At 66.7% G+C, this 13,516-nt stretch carries 13 protein-coding genes and 1 pseudogene; 7 read left to right on the top strand and 7 right to left on the bottom strand.

The features are described 5' to 3' along the window. Positions 1 to 50 precede the first annotated feature (50 nt). Positions 51 to 902, top strand: a complete 852-nt coding sequence (locus J7I79_RS20930) for a DUF427 domain-containing protein (protein WP_214956628.1) — start codon at positions 51 to 53, stop codon at positions 900 to 902. A gap of 113 nt (positions 903 to 1,015) precedes the next feature. On the opposite strand, the gene J7I79_RS20935 is transcribed toward J7I79_RS20930, so the two are convergent. Further along, positions 1,016 to 1,429, bottom strand: coding sequence for a VOC family protein (locus J7I79_RS20935; RefSeq protein WP_055804662.1), 414 nt, complete (start codon positions 1,427 to 1,429; stop codon positions 1,016 to 1,018). Positions 1,430 to 1,604: 175 nt separating this feature from the next. Then, entirely contained in the window at positions 1,605 to 3,716 is a 2,112-nt protein-coding gene (gene paaZ / locus J7I79_RS20940) for a phenylacetic acid degradation bifunctional protein PaaZ (RefSeq protein ID WP_214956630.1), read from the bottom strand. Positions 3,717 to 3,851: 135 nt separating this feature from the next. Here paaZ and J7I79_RS20945 point away from each other — a divergent pair, with 135 nt between their 5' ends. Together J7I79_RS20945 and J7I79_RS20950 are read left to right on the top strand one after the other, a co-directional pair. Then, positions 3,852 to 4,268 carry a PaaI family thioesterase gene (locus tag J7I79_RS20945; RefSeq protein WP_214956696.1) on the top strand — a complete coding sequence of 139 codons (417 nt, stop codon included), beginning with the start codon at positions 3,852 to 3,854 and terminating at the stop codon, positions 4,266 to 4,268. Positions 4,269 to 4,332: 64 nt separating this feature from the next. Next, positions 4,333 to 4,719: pseudogene (locus J7I79_RS20950) on the top strand (DUF4397 domain-containing protein); the annotation flags it as partial. Positions 4,720 to 4,813: 94 nt separating this feature from the next. Here the strand turns inward: J7I79_RS20950 and J7I79_RS20955 are convergent. Then, a complete protein-coding gene (locus tag J7I79_RS20955; RefSeq protein ID WP_214956633.1) occupies positions 4,814 to 5,425 on the bottom strand; it encodes a ferritin in 612 nt (203 codons plus the stop codon). 149 nt (positions 5,426 to 5,574) lie between these two features. On the opposite strand from J7I79_RS20955, the gene J7I79_RS20960 reads away from it, so the two are divergent. Continuing rightward, on the top strand, positions 5,575 to 5,889 hold the full coding sequence (locus tag J7I79_RS20960; protein ID WP_214956635.1) for an anti-sigma factor domain-containing protein: 315 nt from the start codon (positions 5,575 to 5,577) through the stop codon (positions 5,887 to 5,889). A gap of 18 nt (positions 5,890 to 5,907) precedes the next feature. Further along, positions 5,908 to 7,134 (top strand): globin domain-containing protein, encoded by a 1,227-nt coding sequence (locus tag J7I79_RS20965; protein WP_214956637.1) that lies wholly within the window; start codon positions 5,908 to 5,910, stop codon positions 7,132 to 7,134. Between the two features lie 21 nt (positions 7,135 to 7,155). On the opposite strand, the gene J7I79_RS20970 is transcribed toward J7I79_RS20965, so the two are convergent. Together J7I79_RS20970 and J7I79_RS20975 are read right to left on the bottom strand one after the other, a co-directional pair. Further along, positions 7,156 to 9,732, bottom strand: coding sequence for a trypsin-like serine protease (locus J7I79_RS20970; RefSeq protein ID WP_214956638.1), 2,577 nt, complete (start codon positions 9,730 to 9,732; stop codon positions 7,156 to 7,158). A 19-nt stretch (positions 9,733 to 9,751) separates the two neighbouring features. After that, on the bottom strand, positions 9,752 to 10,465 hold the full coding sequence (locus tag J7I79_RS20975; protein ID WP_214956639.1) for a tyrosine-protein phosphatase: 714 nt from the start codon (positions 10,463 to 10,465) through the stop codon (positions 9,752 to 9,754). A 196-nt stretch (positions 10,466 to 10,661) separates the two neighbouring features. On the opposite strand from J7I79_RS20975, the gene J7I79_RS20980 reads away from it, so the two are divergent. Continuing rightward, positions 10,662 to 11,489 carry an SGNH/GDSL hydrolase family protein gene (locus J7I79_RS20980; protein WP_214956641.1) on the top strand — a complete coding sequence of 276 codons (828 nt, stop codon included), beginning with the start codon at positions 10,662 to 10,664 and terminating at the stop codon, positions 11,487 to 11,489. On the opposite strand, the gene J7I79_RS20985 is transcribed toward J7I79_RS20980, so the two are convergent. After that, the gene (locus J7I79_RS20985) at positions 11,474 to 12,094 is read right to left on the bottom strand and encodes a GNAT family N-acetyltransferase (protein WP_214956643.1); all 621 of its coding nucleotides are present in this window, start codon (positions 12,092 to 12,094) and stop codon (positions 11,474 to 11,476) included. The two genes, J7I79_RS20980 and J7I79_RS20985, sit on opposite strands and share 16 nt — an antisense overlap. A gap of 35 nt (positions 12,095 to 12,129) precedes the next feature. Between J7I79_RS20985 and J7I79_RS20990 the strand changes: the two genes are divergently transcribed. After that, entirely contained in the window at positions 12,130 to 12,570 is a 441-nt protein-coding gene (locus tag J7I79_RS20990) for an SRPBCC family protein (RefSeq protein WP_214956645.1), read from the top strand. A 12-nt stretch (positions 12,571 to 12,582) separates the two neighbouring features. On the opposite strand, the gene J7I79_RS20995 is transcribed toward J7I79_RS20990, so the two are convergent. After that, on the bottom strand, positions 12,583 to 13,515 hold the full coding sequence (locus J7I79_RS20995) for a 3-hydroxyacyl-CoA dehydrogenase family protein (RefSeq protein ID WP_285291493.1): 933 nt from the start codon (positions 13,513 to 13,515) through the stop codon (positions 12,583 to 12,585). Between the last annotated feature and the right edge of the window lies 1 nt (position 13,516).

Raw genomic sequence — 13,516 nt, forward strand, 5'->3', positions numbered from 1 at the left:
CTGCGAGGGCAGTCATTGACGCCGGGAATGGCGGCGACCACCCTGTAGTCATGGCCACGAAGTTATCCGAAGTCATCTTCGGCACGTTCCCCCAATTGCGTTACCAGCCCACCGCCAAACGGGTCCGTGCCATGGTGGACGGGAACCCCGTCGTCGACACTTTATATGCGCTCCTGGTGTGGGAGCCCAAGCGGATCACCCCCATCTATGCCGTCCCCGAAGTCGATCTGCGGGCCGAACTCGCGCCGCCGGCGCAGCAGCCCGGCGAGGTCACGGAACACGGTGTCACGCTCGGCTCGGACGGGCCGCCGGCGCTGGATCCGCGCACCGCTTTCGGCCGGCACACGGCGCCCGGTGAGGAGTTCGACGTCGTGACCTCCGAGACGAGGCTGCCCCGGGCGGCCTTCCGGCCGGAGGACCCCGACCTCGCCGGCTATGTGGTGCTGGATTTCAAGGCCTTCGACTGGCTGGAGGACGATGAGGAAATCATCGGCCATCCCCGTGATCCGTTCCACCGGGTGGACATCCGGGCGTCGTCACTCACCGTTGAAGTCAGGCTCGACGACGTGACACTGGCCATCACGAACGGCGCCCAGCTGCTGTACGAAACCATGCTGCCGGTGCGCTACTACATCCCTCCGGCGGACGTCCGGCTGGACATCATGGAGGCCAGCCCGAAGAAGACGATGTGCCCGTACAAGGGAACGGCGAGCTACTGGACCTACCCGCAGTCCGAAACCGGGCGCAACATCGCGTGGATGTACGACCCCCGGTTCCGCGACGCCGCCCAGATCCACGGGCTGGTGAGCTTCTTCAATGAGCGGGTGGACATCACGGTGGACGGTGTCAGGCAGGAGCGGCCGGTCACGCCATGGTCCTCGCCGCCGCCGGAATCGCCGTGAGGCCGATTGATCTTTGATCACCCTGACGCAGGCAAAAGATAAGGCGTCCCGCTGAGCCGGAACGCCCGTCTTCTTCGCCCTGGCCGGCCTGGTCACCGGCAGGGCCACAGCCGCTAGAGCTGGTACTCCGCCTGCTGAATGCCGAGGGTTTCGTGAACGCAGAGAATATTGTTCTCGGTGTCCATGAACCATGCGCATTTTTCGGAATCGGTAGTACAAATGTGGTGTTCGCCAGTCTTCAGATCAGGGCGATCGTAATCCTGAAACCGGACGCCGCGGGCTTCCATTTCATCAACGGTCCGCTCGATGTCCCTGACCTCAAAGCTCAGCGTGGTGTGCTCGGAGTGCCTGCCATCCTTTACCGGCATCAGCTGCAGCATGGGGCCGTCGCCGCTGCCAAACAATTCGCTTCCGTCATCTGCCACGCCGCGATGAGGCAGTCCGAGTGTTTCCGCGTAAAAACGACGGGCGCGCTCTTTGTCATCCACGGGCAGGACGGTTGTGGCTGTGTTCAATACTAGGGTCATTTCGCCACCTCCTACGCTGAAAATTTTACGCCGGGGCGGGGCCGAAAGATCTTACGAAACCCTCTCTCACATCCTGCCGCTTAACCCCCAACGCTCTCTCACTGGAGTGAGAGAGCGTCGGGAAAAAACCCACCAGAAGTGAGAGAGCGTCGGGTGGGGGCTACTTTTCGACCCGCTACTTTTCCACGAGGGTGAGGACGTCGTAGGTGGCCACGATTTCGTCGTTCTGGTTGGTCAGGACGGCGTCCCAGGCCACCTCGCCGTACTCGTCGGTCTCGCGCGGGGTGATTTTCTTCGCCGTCAGGGTGACGCGGATGGAGTCCCCCGCGGCCACCGGAGTGATGAAGCGCAGGTTCTCCAGGCCGTAGTTGGCCAGGACGGGGCCCGGAGCCGGCTCGACGAACAGCCCGGCGCCCCAGGCCAGCAGCAGGTAGCCGTGCGCCACGATGCCCGGGAAGAACGGGTTGGCCTCCGCTGCCTCCTGGTTGGTGTGGGCGTAGAAGGTGTCGCCGGTGGAGTTGGCGAACTTGGTGATCTCCTCCAGGCTCACTTCGCGGAGCCCGGAGCGGATCGCGTCGCCGATGTGCAGCGTGCTCAGGTGCTTCCGGAACGGGTGCTGGCCTTCGGTTTCGAGCGTAAAGTTGCGGTCCGCGCCCGTGTGCCAGACACCGGTGACGGCGGTGAGCATGTTGGGCGAGCCCTGGATGGCCGTGCGCTGCATGTGGTGCATCACCGAGCGGATGCCGCCCAGTTCTTCGCCGCCGCCGGCACGTCCCGGCCCGCCGTGGACCAGGTGCGGCACCGGCGAACCGTGCCCGGTGGAGCTGCGGGCGTCCTCGCGGTTGAGCATCAGCACGCGGCCGTGGTGCGCGGCAATCCCGGTGACCAGTTCCCGCGCCACGGCGGGATCGTTGGTGCACACCGTGGCCACCAGGGAGCCGCCACCGCGGGCAGCGAGGCGGACGGCGTCGGCCAGGTCGGTGTAGCCGATCACCGAGGAAACGGGTCCGAAGGCCTCCAGCGAGTGGACTTCCTCGGCTTCGGCATCGGCCCAGCTCAGCAGCACCGGGGACATGAAGGCACCGCTTTCGACGACGCCCACTCCCCCGTCCGCTTTGGTCACCTTGGGCGAATCGAGCGTGCCGTACGCGAGCTCGCCGCCGGCGTCGAGCATGGCCTGCACGGCGGCGCGGACATCGGCCAGCTGCTCGAGGGAGGCCAGGGCACCCATGGTGACGCCCTCGGCGCGGGGATCGCCCACCACCACGCGTTCCTCGATGCGGGCACCCACGGCCGCAACGACGTCGGACACCAGCTCGCGGGGCACGATGGTGCGCCGGATGGAGGTGCACTTCTGGCCGGCCTTGACGGTCATTTCGGTGACCACGGACTTAATGAAGGCGTCGAACTCCGGCGTGCCCTTGACCGCGTCCGGGCCCAGGATGGCGGCGTTGAGCGAGTCCGTCTCCGACGTGAAGCGGACGCCGCCCTGCGCCACGTTCGGGTGCGACTTCAGCATGTTGGCCGTGGACGCCGATCCGGTGAAGGCCACGAGGTCGCGGTAGTCGAGGTGGTCCAGAAGCGTGCGGGCCGAGCCGGAGATCAGCTGCAGGGACCCCTTCGGCAGGATGTTGGACTCGATCATGGCCTTGACCACGGCGGCCGCCACATAGCCGGTGGGGGTGGCGGGCTTGACGATGGTGGGAACGCCGGCGATGAATGCCGGCGCAAACTTCTCCAGCATGCCCCACGCCGGGAAGTTGAAGGCGTTGATCTGCACGGCCACCCCGGGGATGCGTGTGTAGATGTGCTCACCGGCGAAGGAGCCGTCCCGGGACAGCACCTCCATGGGACCGTCCACCACCACTTGGGAGTTGGGCAGCTCGCGCCGGCCCTTGGAGCCGAACGTGAAGAGCACGCCGATGCCGCCGTCGATGTCAACCATGGAGTCGATCTTGGTGGCGCCGGTCTGCGCGGAGAGCTCGTAGAAGTGTTCGCGGCGCGCGTTCAGGTACTGCGCCAGTTCCTTCAGCTTGAGGGCGCGCTGGTGGAAGGTCAGCGTGCCGAGTTCCGTCTGGCCGGTGGTTCGCCCGTAATCCACGACGTCGGCAAGGTCCAGTCCCTCGGTGCTCACCTTCGCCAGGACTTCTCCTGTACTGGCGTCCAGGACGGGAACAGCGGAAGCCGCGGCTCCGGCGTCGGGCGTCCACCAGGAGTCCCGGACGAAACTGGGGACTGTCTCAACAGTGTCGAGTGAGGATTTCGGAGCAGTTGCTGTGGTGGTCATCGTTGACGGGTCCTTCCAACGGGGGCAAGATCTTCACGGCCAGAGCATTACTGACCGTCCGTTCGGTAATATGTCTACAGTACATGAATGTGCCTTGCTGCACACTAGAGGAAGACCAAGGAAAGATAGGTGGCCATGCAGCCAGAAACAGGCAGCCCCGAACTGTGGAAAATCACGCTGGGCGAACTCGACGAGAAGATGGGCGTGAAAATCGTCGAGGAATCGGTGGAACGCGTAGTCGCCACGATGCCCGTGGAAGGCAACCGGCAGTCGTTCGGGCTGCTCCACGGCGGCGCGTCACTGGCCGTGGGCGAGGCCGTGGGGTCCTGGGCGGCCGTGATCCACGCCAGCACCCTGGGCAAGACCGCGGTGGGTGTGGACGTGTCCGCCACCCACCACAAGTCAGCGCGCGAAGGCCGGATCACCATTACGGCCACGCCCATCCACCTGGGCCGAACGCTGACCACGCACGAGGTCCTGCTCACCAACGAAGCCGGCCAGCGCCTGTGCACCCTGCGGATCACCAACCTGCTCCTGGACCGGAAAAACTGACGCCGCGGGGAAGCTTGCTGTCACGTTCGAACCGGCTCCCCACGGCTTGGCAGGACCGGCTGCTACCGCAGTGGCCCATCTCGACGCCGACGGCGCCCCGACGGCCACGCTCTTCGCCAACGACACGAAAGCCCCGCGCAACGACAGCAAAGGCAAGCTGACGGTCCGGCACCTAGCCGCTGCCCCCGCCGTCGACGTCCTGGCGAGCGGAACAGCCGTGATCGAGGGGCTCAGCAATCCGGACGAGGCGACCCTGAAGCTGGAGGCCGGGACCGTCTCGGCGTCCGTTGCCGCGGCCGGAACCACAGCTCCGGTGATCGGGCCGGCTGACGTTACCGTCGAGGCCGGCAAGAACACGATTGTCTACGCCTGGGGAAGCCTGGCCGACGGCACGCTGGCTGTGGCTGTCCAGGTTGTTGACTCCTCCGAGCGGTGGTGCGGACGCCACTGACGCCGGTTCTGGGAACGACGTGCGCCATCACTGAATACCGCTGCCGGCGGGGCCGCCTGACAGGTGGCCCCGCCGTCGTGCCCGCACCCCTGCGTCAGAGTGCCCCACCCGCCGCTTCCGGTGTTGCGGAATCGTGGCTGGCGCCGCCATGGCCGCCGCCGTGATGGTGACCGCCGTGACCGTGGCCTCCTCCATGACCGCCGCCCCCGCCCCCGCCGCCGCCGGAGTCGCCCACCCTTTCGCGGGCAAGGAACATTTCGACGTCGAAGAGGTTGTCCGCGCGGCGCGCCACATTCAGGAGCGTGGACATGGATGCCACCTCTTCCACCTGCTCCTTGAGGAACCAGAGCATGAACTGCTCACCCAGGGGGTCGTTTTCCGCCCGCGCCGTCGCGAACAGCTCCTTGATGCGGTCCGTGACTTCGACCTCCTGGGCCAAAGCCAGGACGAGGGGTTCCTCCGCCGACGTGAAGTCATTCCGGACCGGCTCGATTCCGGGGATTGTGATCCTGATGCCGCGGTCCAGGATGTACCGCACCATCATCATGGCGTGGTTCCGTTCCTCCAGCGACTGCCGGTAGAAGTGCTTGGCCAGCCGGGGCAAATCCTGCCCGTCGAACCAGGCGGCTATGGCAATGTACTGCTGCGATGCTGCGAATTCGTTGCCCACCTGTTTGGCAAGCAGGTCATTGAATGTGGTGCTCATGGGGCACTCCTCGAGTCGGGGTTCAAGGCTGAGGACCTGCGGCACAAAGGCTCGTCTGGGCCCGGGGTTGCCGGAGGGCCTGAAATGAGCTTGCTCCGGTGCGGAGTCGGCGGTCAAGACCCTCCCGGTAGCCGCCCTTGCCCGGGCCCATGGGAGCGCCCATCGCCGCATCTATGGCGGACCGTTGGGCGGCACGGCATAATGTGGTTCCACAGGTCTCACTGCCGCTCGAAGGAGCCATCGGCCAGGTCAGCGGCTTCCGCGAAGTCTGGGTGATCTCGCCGGACCTGAGCAAACTCGTGAGCCTCGGCGTGCTGGACGGCGAACCCGGCGTTTTCGCCATCCCGGAAGGACTCGATCTGGCTGAGTACCCCATCGTGGACGTCTCCAACGAGCCGTTCGACGGCAACCCCGGGCACTCCTCGGACAGCATTGCCCGCGGCGAGCTCGCCGCGGAAAACTAAAACCGGAAGGGACCCATCATGCTCTCAGACACCTCTTCTCCAGTCATCAAGGCAACGCTGCCTGTCGTAGGCGAGCACATCGAAGAGATTGCCAAACGGTTCTATAAGCACATGTTCGAGGCGCGTCCTGACCTCCTGGACGGCCTCTTCAACCGGGGTAACCAGGCGGACGGGAGGCAGCAGCAGGCATTGGCGGGGTCTATCGCCGCGTTCGCCGGATTCCTCGTGGACAAACCCGATCAGCTGCCGGACCATCTGCTCTCCCGGATAGCCCACAAGCACGTCTCACTCGGCCTGAGTCCGGACCAGTATCAGGTTGTCCACGACCATCTGATGTGGTCCATTGTGGACGTGCTCGGAGACGCCGTCACACCCGAGGTGGCAGCTGCCTGGGACGAGGTCTACTGGCTCATGGCCAACATGCTCATCAACAAGGAGCGGGGACTCTACAACGCCGTGCACCTCTCGCCCGAGACGATCTGGCGCACCTGGCGTGTTGCCCGGCGGATCCAGGAAACCGACGACGTGGTCACGTTCATCGTCGAACGAACCGACGAGCGCGACGTCAAACCGTCCCTGCCCGGCCAATACGTCACCATCAAGATGGCCATGCACGACGGCGCGCACCAGCCCCGGCAATACAGCCTCACAAGGGCCGACGACGGGCATCACCGGCAGTTCGCGGTGAAGCGGGTTCATGGACTCCCGACACCCGACGGCGAAATGTCCAACTTCCTCCACGACGAGGTCCACGAGGGCGACGAGGTGGTGCTTTCGGTACCTTTCGGCGACGTGGTCCTGGAATACACGGACAGGCCTGTGGTCCTGGCCAGCGCGGGCATCGGCATCACGCCCATGGCCGGAATGCTCTCCCATCTGGTGAAGTCCGGTTCCCGACGCCAGGTCCTGCTCCTCCACGCGGATGACTCAGCAGAGTCCTTCCCGCTGAGGGCCCAGGTCACCGAGGATCTGGCGAAACTGCCGGACGCGTCGTTGAGCACGTGGTTCCTTGAGCCGGCAGTCCCGGGGACCGGCGGAACGGGCGGGGCCGGGGGTGCGCCGGAATTCGAAGGTTTTATGGACGTCAACGCCGTCGATCTGCCCGACGACGCCGAATACTATCTCTGCGGCCCCCTGCCCTTCCTCAAGTCAGTCCGGAGCGCGCTTATTGCAACGGGCGTCCCGGCCAAGGACATCCAGTACGAAGTGTTCGGCCCGGACCTCTGGCTGGCGGACTTCCAATAGCCGGACCGGCTCCTCGGCGGTTCAGCGGCGGGAGCGGCGCCTGGCCAGGACCAACGCGATGCCGCCGAGGACCAGAACCCCGGCCCCGACACCCGCAGCGGTGAGGAGGCCATCGGCACCGGTGGCCGGCAACTGGCCTGACACACCGGCGGGGGTAATGGCCGCGGGGGCAACCACGGGGGCGGGGTCAACCACAAAGGTGACGTTCACGGGAACCGAGGCCACGCCGTCGACCGTTTGGCTGGCTGCCACCGTATGCGTACCTGCCGCGAGTCCCGCAGGCAACGGCGAGCTCCAGGTGCCGTTCGACGGGGCACGCGCCGGTGCGGCGGCATCAACAGTGACGGTCACCGCCGCGCCGTTGAGCGCGGTACCGGTGACCTGACCTGGAACCGCGTCATGGGCAAAATGCTGGCCGTCCTGGATGTTGGTGACCGCTGGCGCCGGCGGTGCAACCATAAAGGTCCGGCTTGCCGCCGGGCTGTCAGCGATGCCCCGGGCGGTCTGGACTGCCGTGACGCTGAAGGAGCCGAACCTCGCGTTGCCGGTGACAGGCACCGTCCAGTTACCGTCGAGGCCAACCATGGCCTGCCCGGTGGCGTCACCGGAAAGTTGCACGGTGGCGCCGGGCGTACCGGTGCCCTGAATGCCTTCGAGCGCCGTGAGGAGTTCCCCGTCAGCCGGGCTGGCAATGGTAGGTGCCGGCAGGTCTGACGGCAGCACAGTGACATCAAACGAACTCGCGCCGGAGTGGCTGAAGCCGTTGATGGTTTCGGCCGTAAACCGCAGCCGGCCGGCCGGAGACGGAGCGGTGAACTGCCACTGTCCGGCGGCGTCCACGGGCACCTCCACGGGAGCCTGGCCGGGCACCGTGATGCGGACGGTTGAGCCCGCCGCAACGGCGGAGGCCGGAACGGCCGGGACCTGTCCCGTGATGGCCTGGCCGAGCGCCACTCCGCCGCCGGCGGCCGGTTCCGTGAGCACGGGTTTGTTGAGGAACAGCTGCAGCTGAACGCCGGGGAGCCGGGTCATGGCGTCCTCCAGGGTGGTGGCCACGGCGAAATTCGACGCGGAACCGGGCGCGTCACCCGCAGAGTGCGTGCCGACGGCGAAGTTTCCGCTGATCCACGGGCCGCCGGAGTCGCCGCCGCTGGACTGGACCGAGTTGGACAGGAAGCCGCGGAACGCCCGGAGGTCGGAGGGGTCGGGGGTGATGCCGCCCACGACGTAGATTCCCACCTCATCCACCGTGCCGCAGGACCAGCCGTCCGTGCGGCCGGAGCGGCAGACGGCCTGCCCGGGTGACGGCGACGCGGTTCCGATGATCTTCACGGCCGTGGAACCGGGGTTCGCGGGAGCATCCCAGCGGGAGGCCGCAGGCTGAACATCCAGCCCGGAGCGGATGGACTCGATCACTGCGATGTCCGTGCCGATGTTTCCGGGGTTGGCCTCGTCACCGGTGATCCACGAGTTTCCCGGCCCGCCGAACTGGCTGAAGCCCAGGGTGCCAAGCAGGTTACTGGCGGGCGATTCGGGACGTTCCACGTTGGCCGTTGAAAGGGTTCCGTCGTCAGTGCAGTGGCCGGCGGTGAGCACTATGGGCTCCCCTGCCGGGCTGTAGGCGCCATACCCTGCGGAGCAGATGATTCCGTTGTTGAGCACAAACCCCTGCCCGCCGAAGAAGTCCTCCTCCGGGGCGAGCGGTTCGCCCTGCTCCAGCCGGACGTTCGAATACCGCGCCACGAACTCGGACGGCGAGGCCGCGGGGGCTGACGATGCGGGGGCTGACGATGCGGTGGCGGCGCCCGCCGGAGCGGCGCCGGCCGGGGCCGCCGGGCTCGTCGGGGTTACCGGAGCGCTGCCGGCCTCCGCCTGGATGGTGCCGCCGGTCCGGATCACAAAGCTGCCGTCGGCGAAGGCGACGGCCTGAAGGCCGGCGGCGCCAACTTCGCGGACGTAGTCCGTGAACAACTGGTCCGTGCTGGCCGCGACCCGGTCCGGCGTTTCGGCGCCGGACGATGTTTCCGGTGATCCCGTCGTGGTGGCACTAGCGCTGGCCGCCGGCGCCCCGGCTGATGGCTTAGGGGCCGGTGCCTTCAGGACGAATTCACCGGACGCACCCGCCTCGCCTGCCGCGCCGGATCCTGCAGCATTGAGTTCAGCCACACGGGCCGCAAGCTCCGTGCCACTGCCCTCGACCACAATCCGGCCGTCCTTCAGGCTGATTCCCACATAGCCGGGCAGTTCGCGCAAGGAGGCAACGGCGTCGGCCGCGCGTTTGCCCTGGTCACCGGCGGCGTTGAACTGTTCGAGCGTCATCCCCAGGTCGCGGAGGACGGCCTCCGTCAGCCCGGCATCGCTGATCGCGGGCGCGGAATCGCCCGCTTCGGGGGCCGGCGCCTCGGGAGAGGCAGCAGGCGCCGCGGGAGAGGCCGCAGGCGCCGCGGTGGAAACGGTAGACGCCGACGGACCAGGGAGCGGCGGACCGGACTCTGCGACGGCGGGACCCGCGAGGAAGGTGGAGCCGAGGGCCAGGGCGGCTGCGGCAGCCAGTCCCAAGGCGCGGTTGAAGCGGTTACGTCCGGAATGATGCGTCAAAGCGTCCCCCAAATTTCGTTCACGTCGCCACCCTTGTTGCCAGCCGGGACCGGATCGCAGCCAGCTCGGCCACGGTGATCCCGTGCCGCAAAAGATAGTTTGTGGTGTCCAGCCGCCGGACGAACTCGAGGGCTCCCCCGCCGCGCTTCTCCAGCAGGGGCAGCAGGGCGTGTTCTTCCAGGTAGCGCTCGTGCTTGTGGGGCACCGCGGCCGTGCGGTGGCGTTCGTTGATTCCCCGCATGGCGGCCTGGTAGCCCGAAACAATCTCGTGGTCACCGGCGCCCGTAAGGTCCTGGAGCATGGCAGCGATCATTCCGCTGCGGTCCCGCCCGGCCGAACAGTGGATCACCACACCGGCAGGCGCAGCGGCGACGGCCCGAAAAACGGCCACGAGCTTGTCCGGAAACAGCCGGGCGTTGGCCGCGTAGCAGTCCGGATCGTTCAGGTACGGGGAACACAGTTCCTTGAACTCCGGGTGCTCCGGGTCTTCGGTGGGAGCATGCACCACGTCGAACACCGCCAGCACGTCCGCGCCCACTTCGGGATCGGTGTCCCGGCGGCCGTGTTCCGCAGCGTTCCGAAGGTCGATCACCGTGCGGATGCCGTCGTCGTACGCCTGTTTCCAGCCCGCTGCGGTGACCCATTCCCGGCGCCCCATCCGGAACACGTTGCCGGAAATGCGCCACGCATTCACGGCTCCGTCCCAGTGCACGGGCTGTCCAGGCTGTTCCATCCAGCCAGCTAACCACAGACGCCCGGCATCCGGCACCGGTACTTGCCGAAAAATGGGGTGGCTGCCGGCAAACAAACGGGTACTCCAACCGGTGTTCGCAGGGCCGGCGCAAGCGTACTCTTGGGCGTACTTGCGGCTTTGCCGCCTGCCCGCGGCCACGCGGCCCGGCGCACAATTCAGAACAAAGGGGAAACTGATGGGTGACCGGATATTACGACGGCGGCGCGCGGCGTTCGCGGCAGGCCTCGCGACGCTCGCACTGGCGTTGGGAACCGCGGCGGGTCCGGCGACAGCCGCTCCGGCCCTGGCCTACGTCGCACTGGGTGACTCATTCGCTGCCGGCCAGGGAGCCGGCTCGTATTTGGATGAGTGCCTTCGAAGCGCGAACAGCTACCCGGCCGACGCCGTGGAAAAGAAGACGGTGCGCCTGGCCATCAACGCCGCGTGCCAGGGATCCACCACGCAAGTGGTTGTGGCCACGCAGCTCGAACGGCTGAACAAGAGCATTGCGGTGGTGACCATTACGGCCGGAGGCAACAACCTCGACACCACCGGTTTGCTGACCGTGTGCACGTCACCGGGCCAGGAGGCCGCCTGCCTGCAGGGCCTGCAGGCCCGTTCGATCGCGCTTGCCGAGGCTCAGACCGGTTCCGGTCCCTTGTTCCAGGGCCTGGTAACGATGATCAACGCGGTGAAGTCCAAAGCACCAGATGCGCGGGTCTATGTGACCGGATATCCGCTGCTGTTCCATTCACCCGAGCCCGGTTCACTCCAGGAAACCGTGAACGGACTCACCCTGGGGCTCAATGCCGTGATCGCAGGGGCAGCCGGTGCCGACGGTCCCGGAGGCGCACAGTACGTGGACGTAGCCGGAGCCTTCCTGGGCCACGGGATCGGCTCCGCGGATCCCTGGATCAACTACAACCCGTTTGTGCCTGGGCCGGACAACTTCCATCCCAACGCGGCCGGGTACCGGGCCTACTACGCAGCCCTCACCGCGGCCGGCGCCTACTCGACGCCGTAGCGCTGCTTCGCGAGCCTGAACTCCAGGCCGGTGCGGACCATGGGCCATTCGTGCTCGAGGATCGAGAACACCACGGTGTCCCGGAGTGTGCCGTCCGCGGTCCGGCTGTGGTTGCGCAGCACGCCGTCCTGCTTGGCTCCCAGCCGGGCGATGGCTTCCCGGGACTGGTGGTTGAGCCAGTGCGTCCGGAACTCGACGGCCGGGCATCCCAGCGTTTCGAAGGCATGCCGCAGCAGCTGCAGCTTCGAATCCGGGTTGCTGCCGCTGCCGTGCGAAGAAGCCGCGTTCCAGGTGGAGCCGATCTCCACGCGGGGTGTGGCGGCGTCGATGTTCATGTAGGTGGTCATCCCGATGACCCGGCCGGGACCGCCCGTGGCGGGGTCGATCAGGCTCGTGGTGAACGGCAGCATGGAGCCCTGTTCCTGGAGCCCCAGCCGGCGGTCGATCTCCGCGGCCATGCCTTCAGGGGTGGGAACACTCGTGTACCAGAGTTTCCAGAGTTCGCCGTCGCGGGCCGCGTCCACCAGGCCGTCATGGTGCGCGTGGCTCAGCGGTTCGAGGACGACGTATTGCCCGGTCAGAGTGATGGGTTCGATGGAAGTCACGGCACCATCCTAGGGGCAACGGCTAGGCTTCTCGGATGATCACTGTTGCAGGAACCGTCCGCTCTCCCCTCGCCGCAGAACAAGCCTTCGCCTACCTGTCAGCCTTCGAGCACACCGCCGAATGGGACCCGGGTACGCCCGTGGTGAAGAAGCTCTCCGAAGCGCCCGTTGCCGTGGGCCACCGGTACCACGCCGAAGCGGAATTCCGGGGCAAACGGCAGGCCCTGGTCTACGAGGTGGTGGAGCTGACCGGCAGCCACATCAAACTCCGCGGCGAAAACAAGACGGTCATTTCCGAAGACTCGATCGACGTCTCGCCGGACGGCACCGGCTGCGCGGTGAAGTACACAGCCGAGTTCCAGCTCAAAGGCTTGCTCAAGATCGCCGAACCCTTCATGAAACCGGCGTTTATGTCCCTGCGGGATCCCGCCATGAACGGCCTGAAGACGGCCCTCGACGCGCAGGCAGCACACTAAGGGTTCCCGGCGCTAAGCCGGCCAGTCGAAGAATCCCTTGCCGGTCTTCCGGCCCAGTTCACCGCGGGCCACCTTGTCGCGCAGGATCTGCGGCGGCGCGAAGCGCTCCCCCAGCGTTGACTGCAGGTACTCCGCGATGCCCAGCCGGACATCCAGGCCCACGATGTCCGTGGTCCGGAGCGGCCCGGTGGGGTGCTTGTAGCCCAGCACCATGGCGTTGTCGATGTCCTCCGCGGACGCAACGCCCTCCTCCACCATGCGCATGGCTTCCAAGGCGATGGCCACGCCCAGCCGCGACGAGGCAAAGCCGGGCGCGTCGTTGACGACGACGGCGGTCTTGCCGAGTGCCTCGACCCACCTTTTCGCCGCAGCGGCAAGCGCCTCGGAGGTCTGCTCACCGAGCACCACTTCGATAAGCGTGGACGCCGGCACCGGGTTGAAGAAGTGCAGGCCCAGGAAGTTCTGCGGACGCTTCAGTTCGCGGGCCAGGCCGTTGACGGACAGCGAGGACGTGTTGGACGCGAGGTAGGCGTCGTCGGAAAGCCGCGCCTCGATTCCGCGGAGCGAGGTGACCTTCAGGTCCCAGTCCTCCGGGACGGCCTCCACCACCAGCTGGCGGTCCTTGAAGTCGTCGTAGTCCACGGTCACGGACAGGCGGGAGGCCATCTCGTCCAGGTTGGCGTCCGTGGCGCCTCGTTCGATGCTCTTGGCTGCCGCGGACTCGACGCGTTCCCGGGCGGCTTCGGCGGAGGCTTCGTCCCGTTCAACCACCAGGACGTTGGCACCGTTGATCAGGAAGGCGTGGGCGATGCCGGCCCCCATGCGGCCGCCGCCGAGGACTCCCACCGTGGCGGGAAGGTCAGTGGCGGGAAGGTCAGTGGCGGGAAGGTCAGTGGCGGGAAAGTTGGCGCCGCGAATGTTTGCCGGAAGTGCGGAGTTGCTCATG

This window comes from Arthrobacter sp. ISL-69, from assembly GCF_018613775.1.
Lineage (GTDB): Bacteria > Actinomycetota > Actinomycetes > Actinomycetales > Micrococcaceae > Arthrobacter.

Bases quoted from the DNA above. Each gene is read 5' to 3' on its own strand.
- J7I79_RS20930 (WP_214956628.1), top strand. From the start codon at position 51: ATGGCCACGAAGTTATCCGAAGTCATCTTCGGCACGTTCCCCCAATTG.
- J7I79_RS20935 (WP_055804662.1), bottom strand. From the start codon at position 1,429: ATGACCCTAGTATTGAACACAGCCACAACCGTCCTGCCCGTGGATGAC.
- paaZ (WP_214956630.1), bottom strand. From the start codon at position 3,716: ATGACCACCACAGCAACTGCTCCGAAATCCTCACTCGACACTGTTGAG.
- J7I79_RS20945 (WP_214956696.1), top strand. From the start codon at position 3,852: ATGCAGCCAGAAACAGGCAGCCCCGAACTGTGGAAAATCACGCTGGGC.
- J7I79_RS20955 (WP_214956633.1), bottom strand. From the start codon at position 5,425: ATGAGCACCACATTCAATGACCTGCTTGCCAAACAGGTGGGCAACGAA.
- J7I79_RS20960 (WP_214956635.1), top strand. From the start codon at position 5,575: ATGGGAGCGCCCATCGCCGCATCTATGGCGGACCGTTGGGCGGCACGG.
- J7I79_RS20965 (WP_214956637.1), top strand. From the start codon at position 5,908: ATGCTCTCAGACACCTCTTCTCCAGTCATCAAGGCAACGCTGCCTGTC.
- J7I79_RS20975 (WP_214956639.1), bottom strand. From the start codon at position 10,465: ATGGAACAGCCTGGACAGCCCGTGCACTGGGACGGAGCCGTGAATGCG.
- J7I79_RS20980 (WP_214956641.1), top strand. From the start codon at position 10,662: ATGGGTGACCGGATATTACGACGGCGGCGCGCGGCGTTCGCGGCAGGC.
- J7I79_RS20990 (WP_214956645.1), top strand. From the start codon at position 12,130: ATGATCACTGTTGCAGGAACCGTCCGCTCTCCCCTCGCCGCAGAACAA.
- J7I79_RS20995 (WP_285291493.1), bottom strand. From the start codon at position 13,515: ATGAGCAACTCCGCACTTCCGGCAAACATTCGCGGCGCCAACTTTCCC.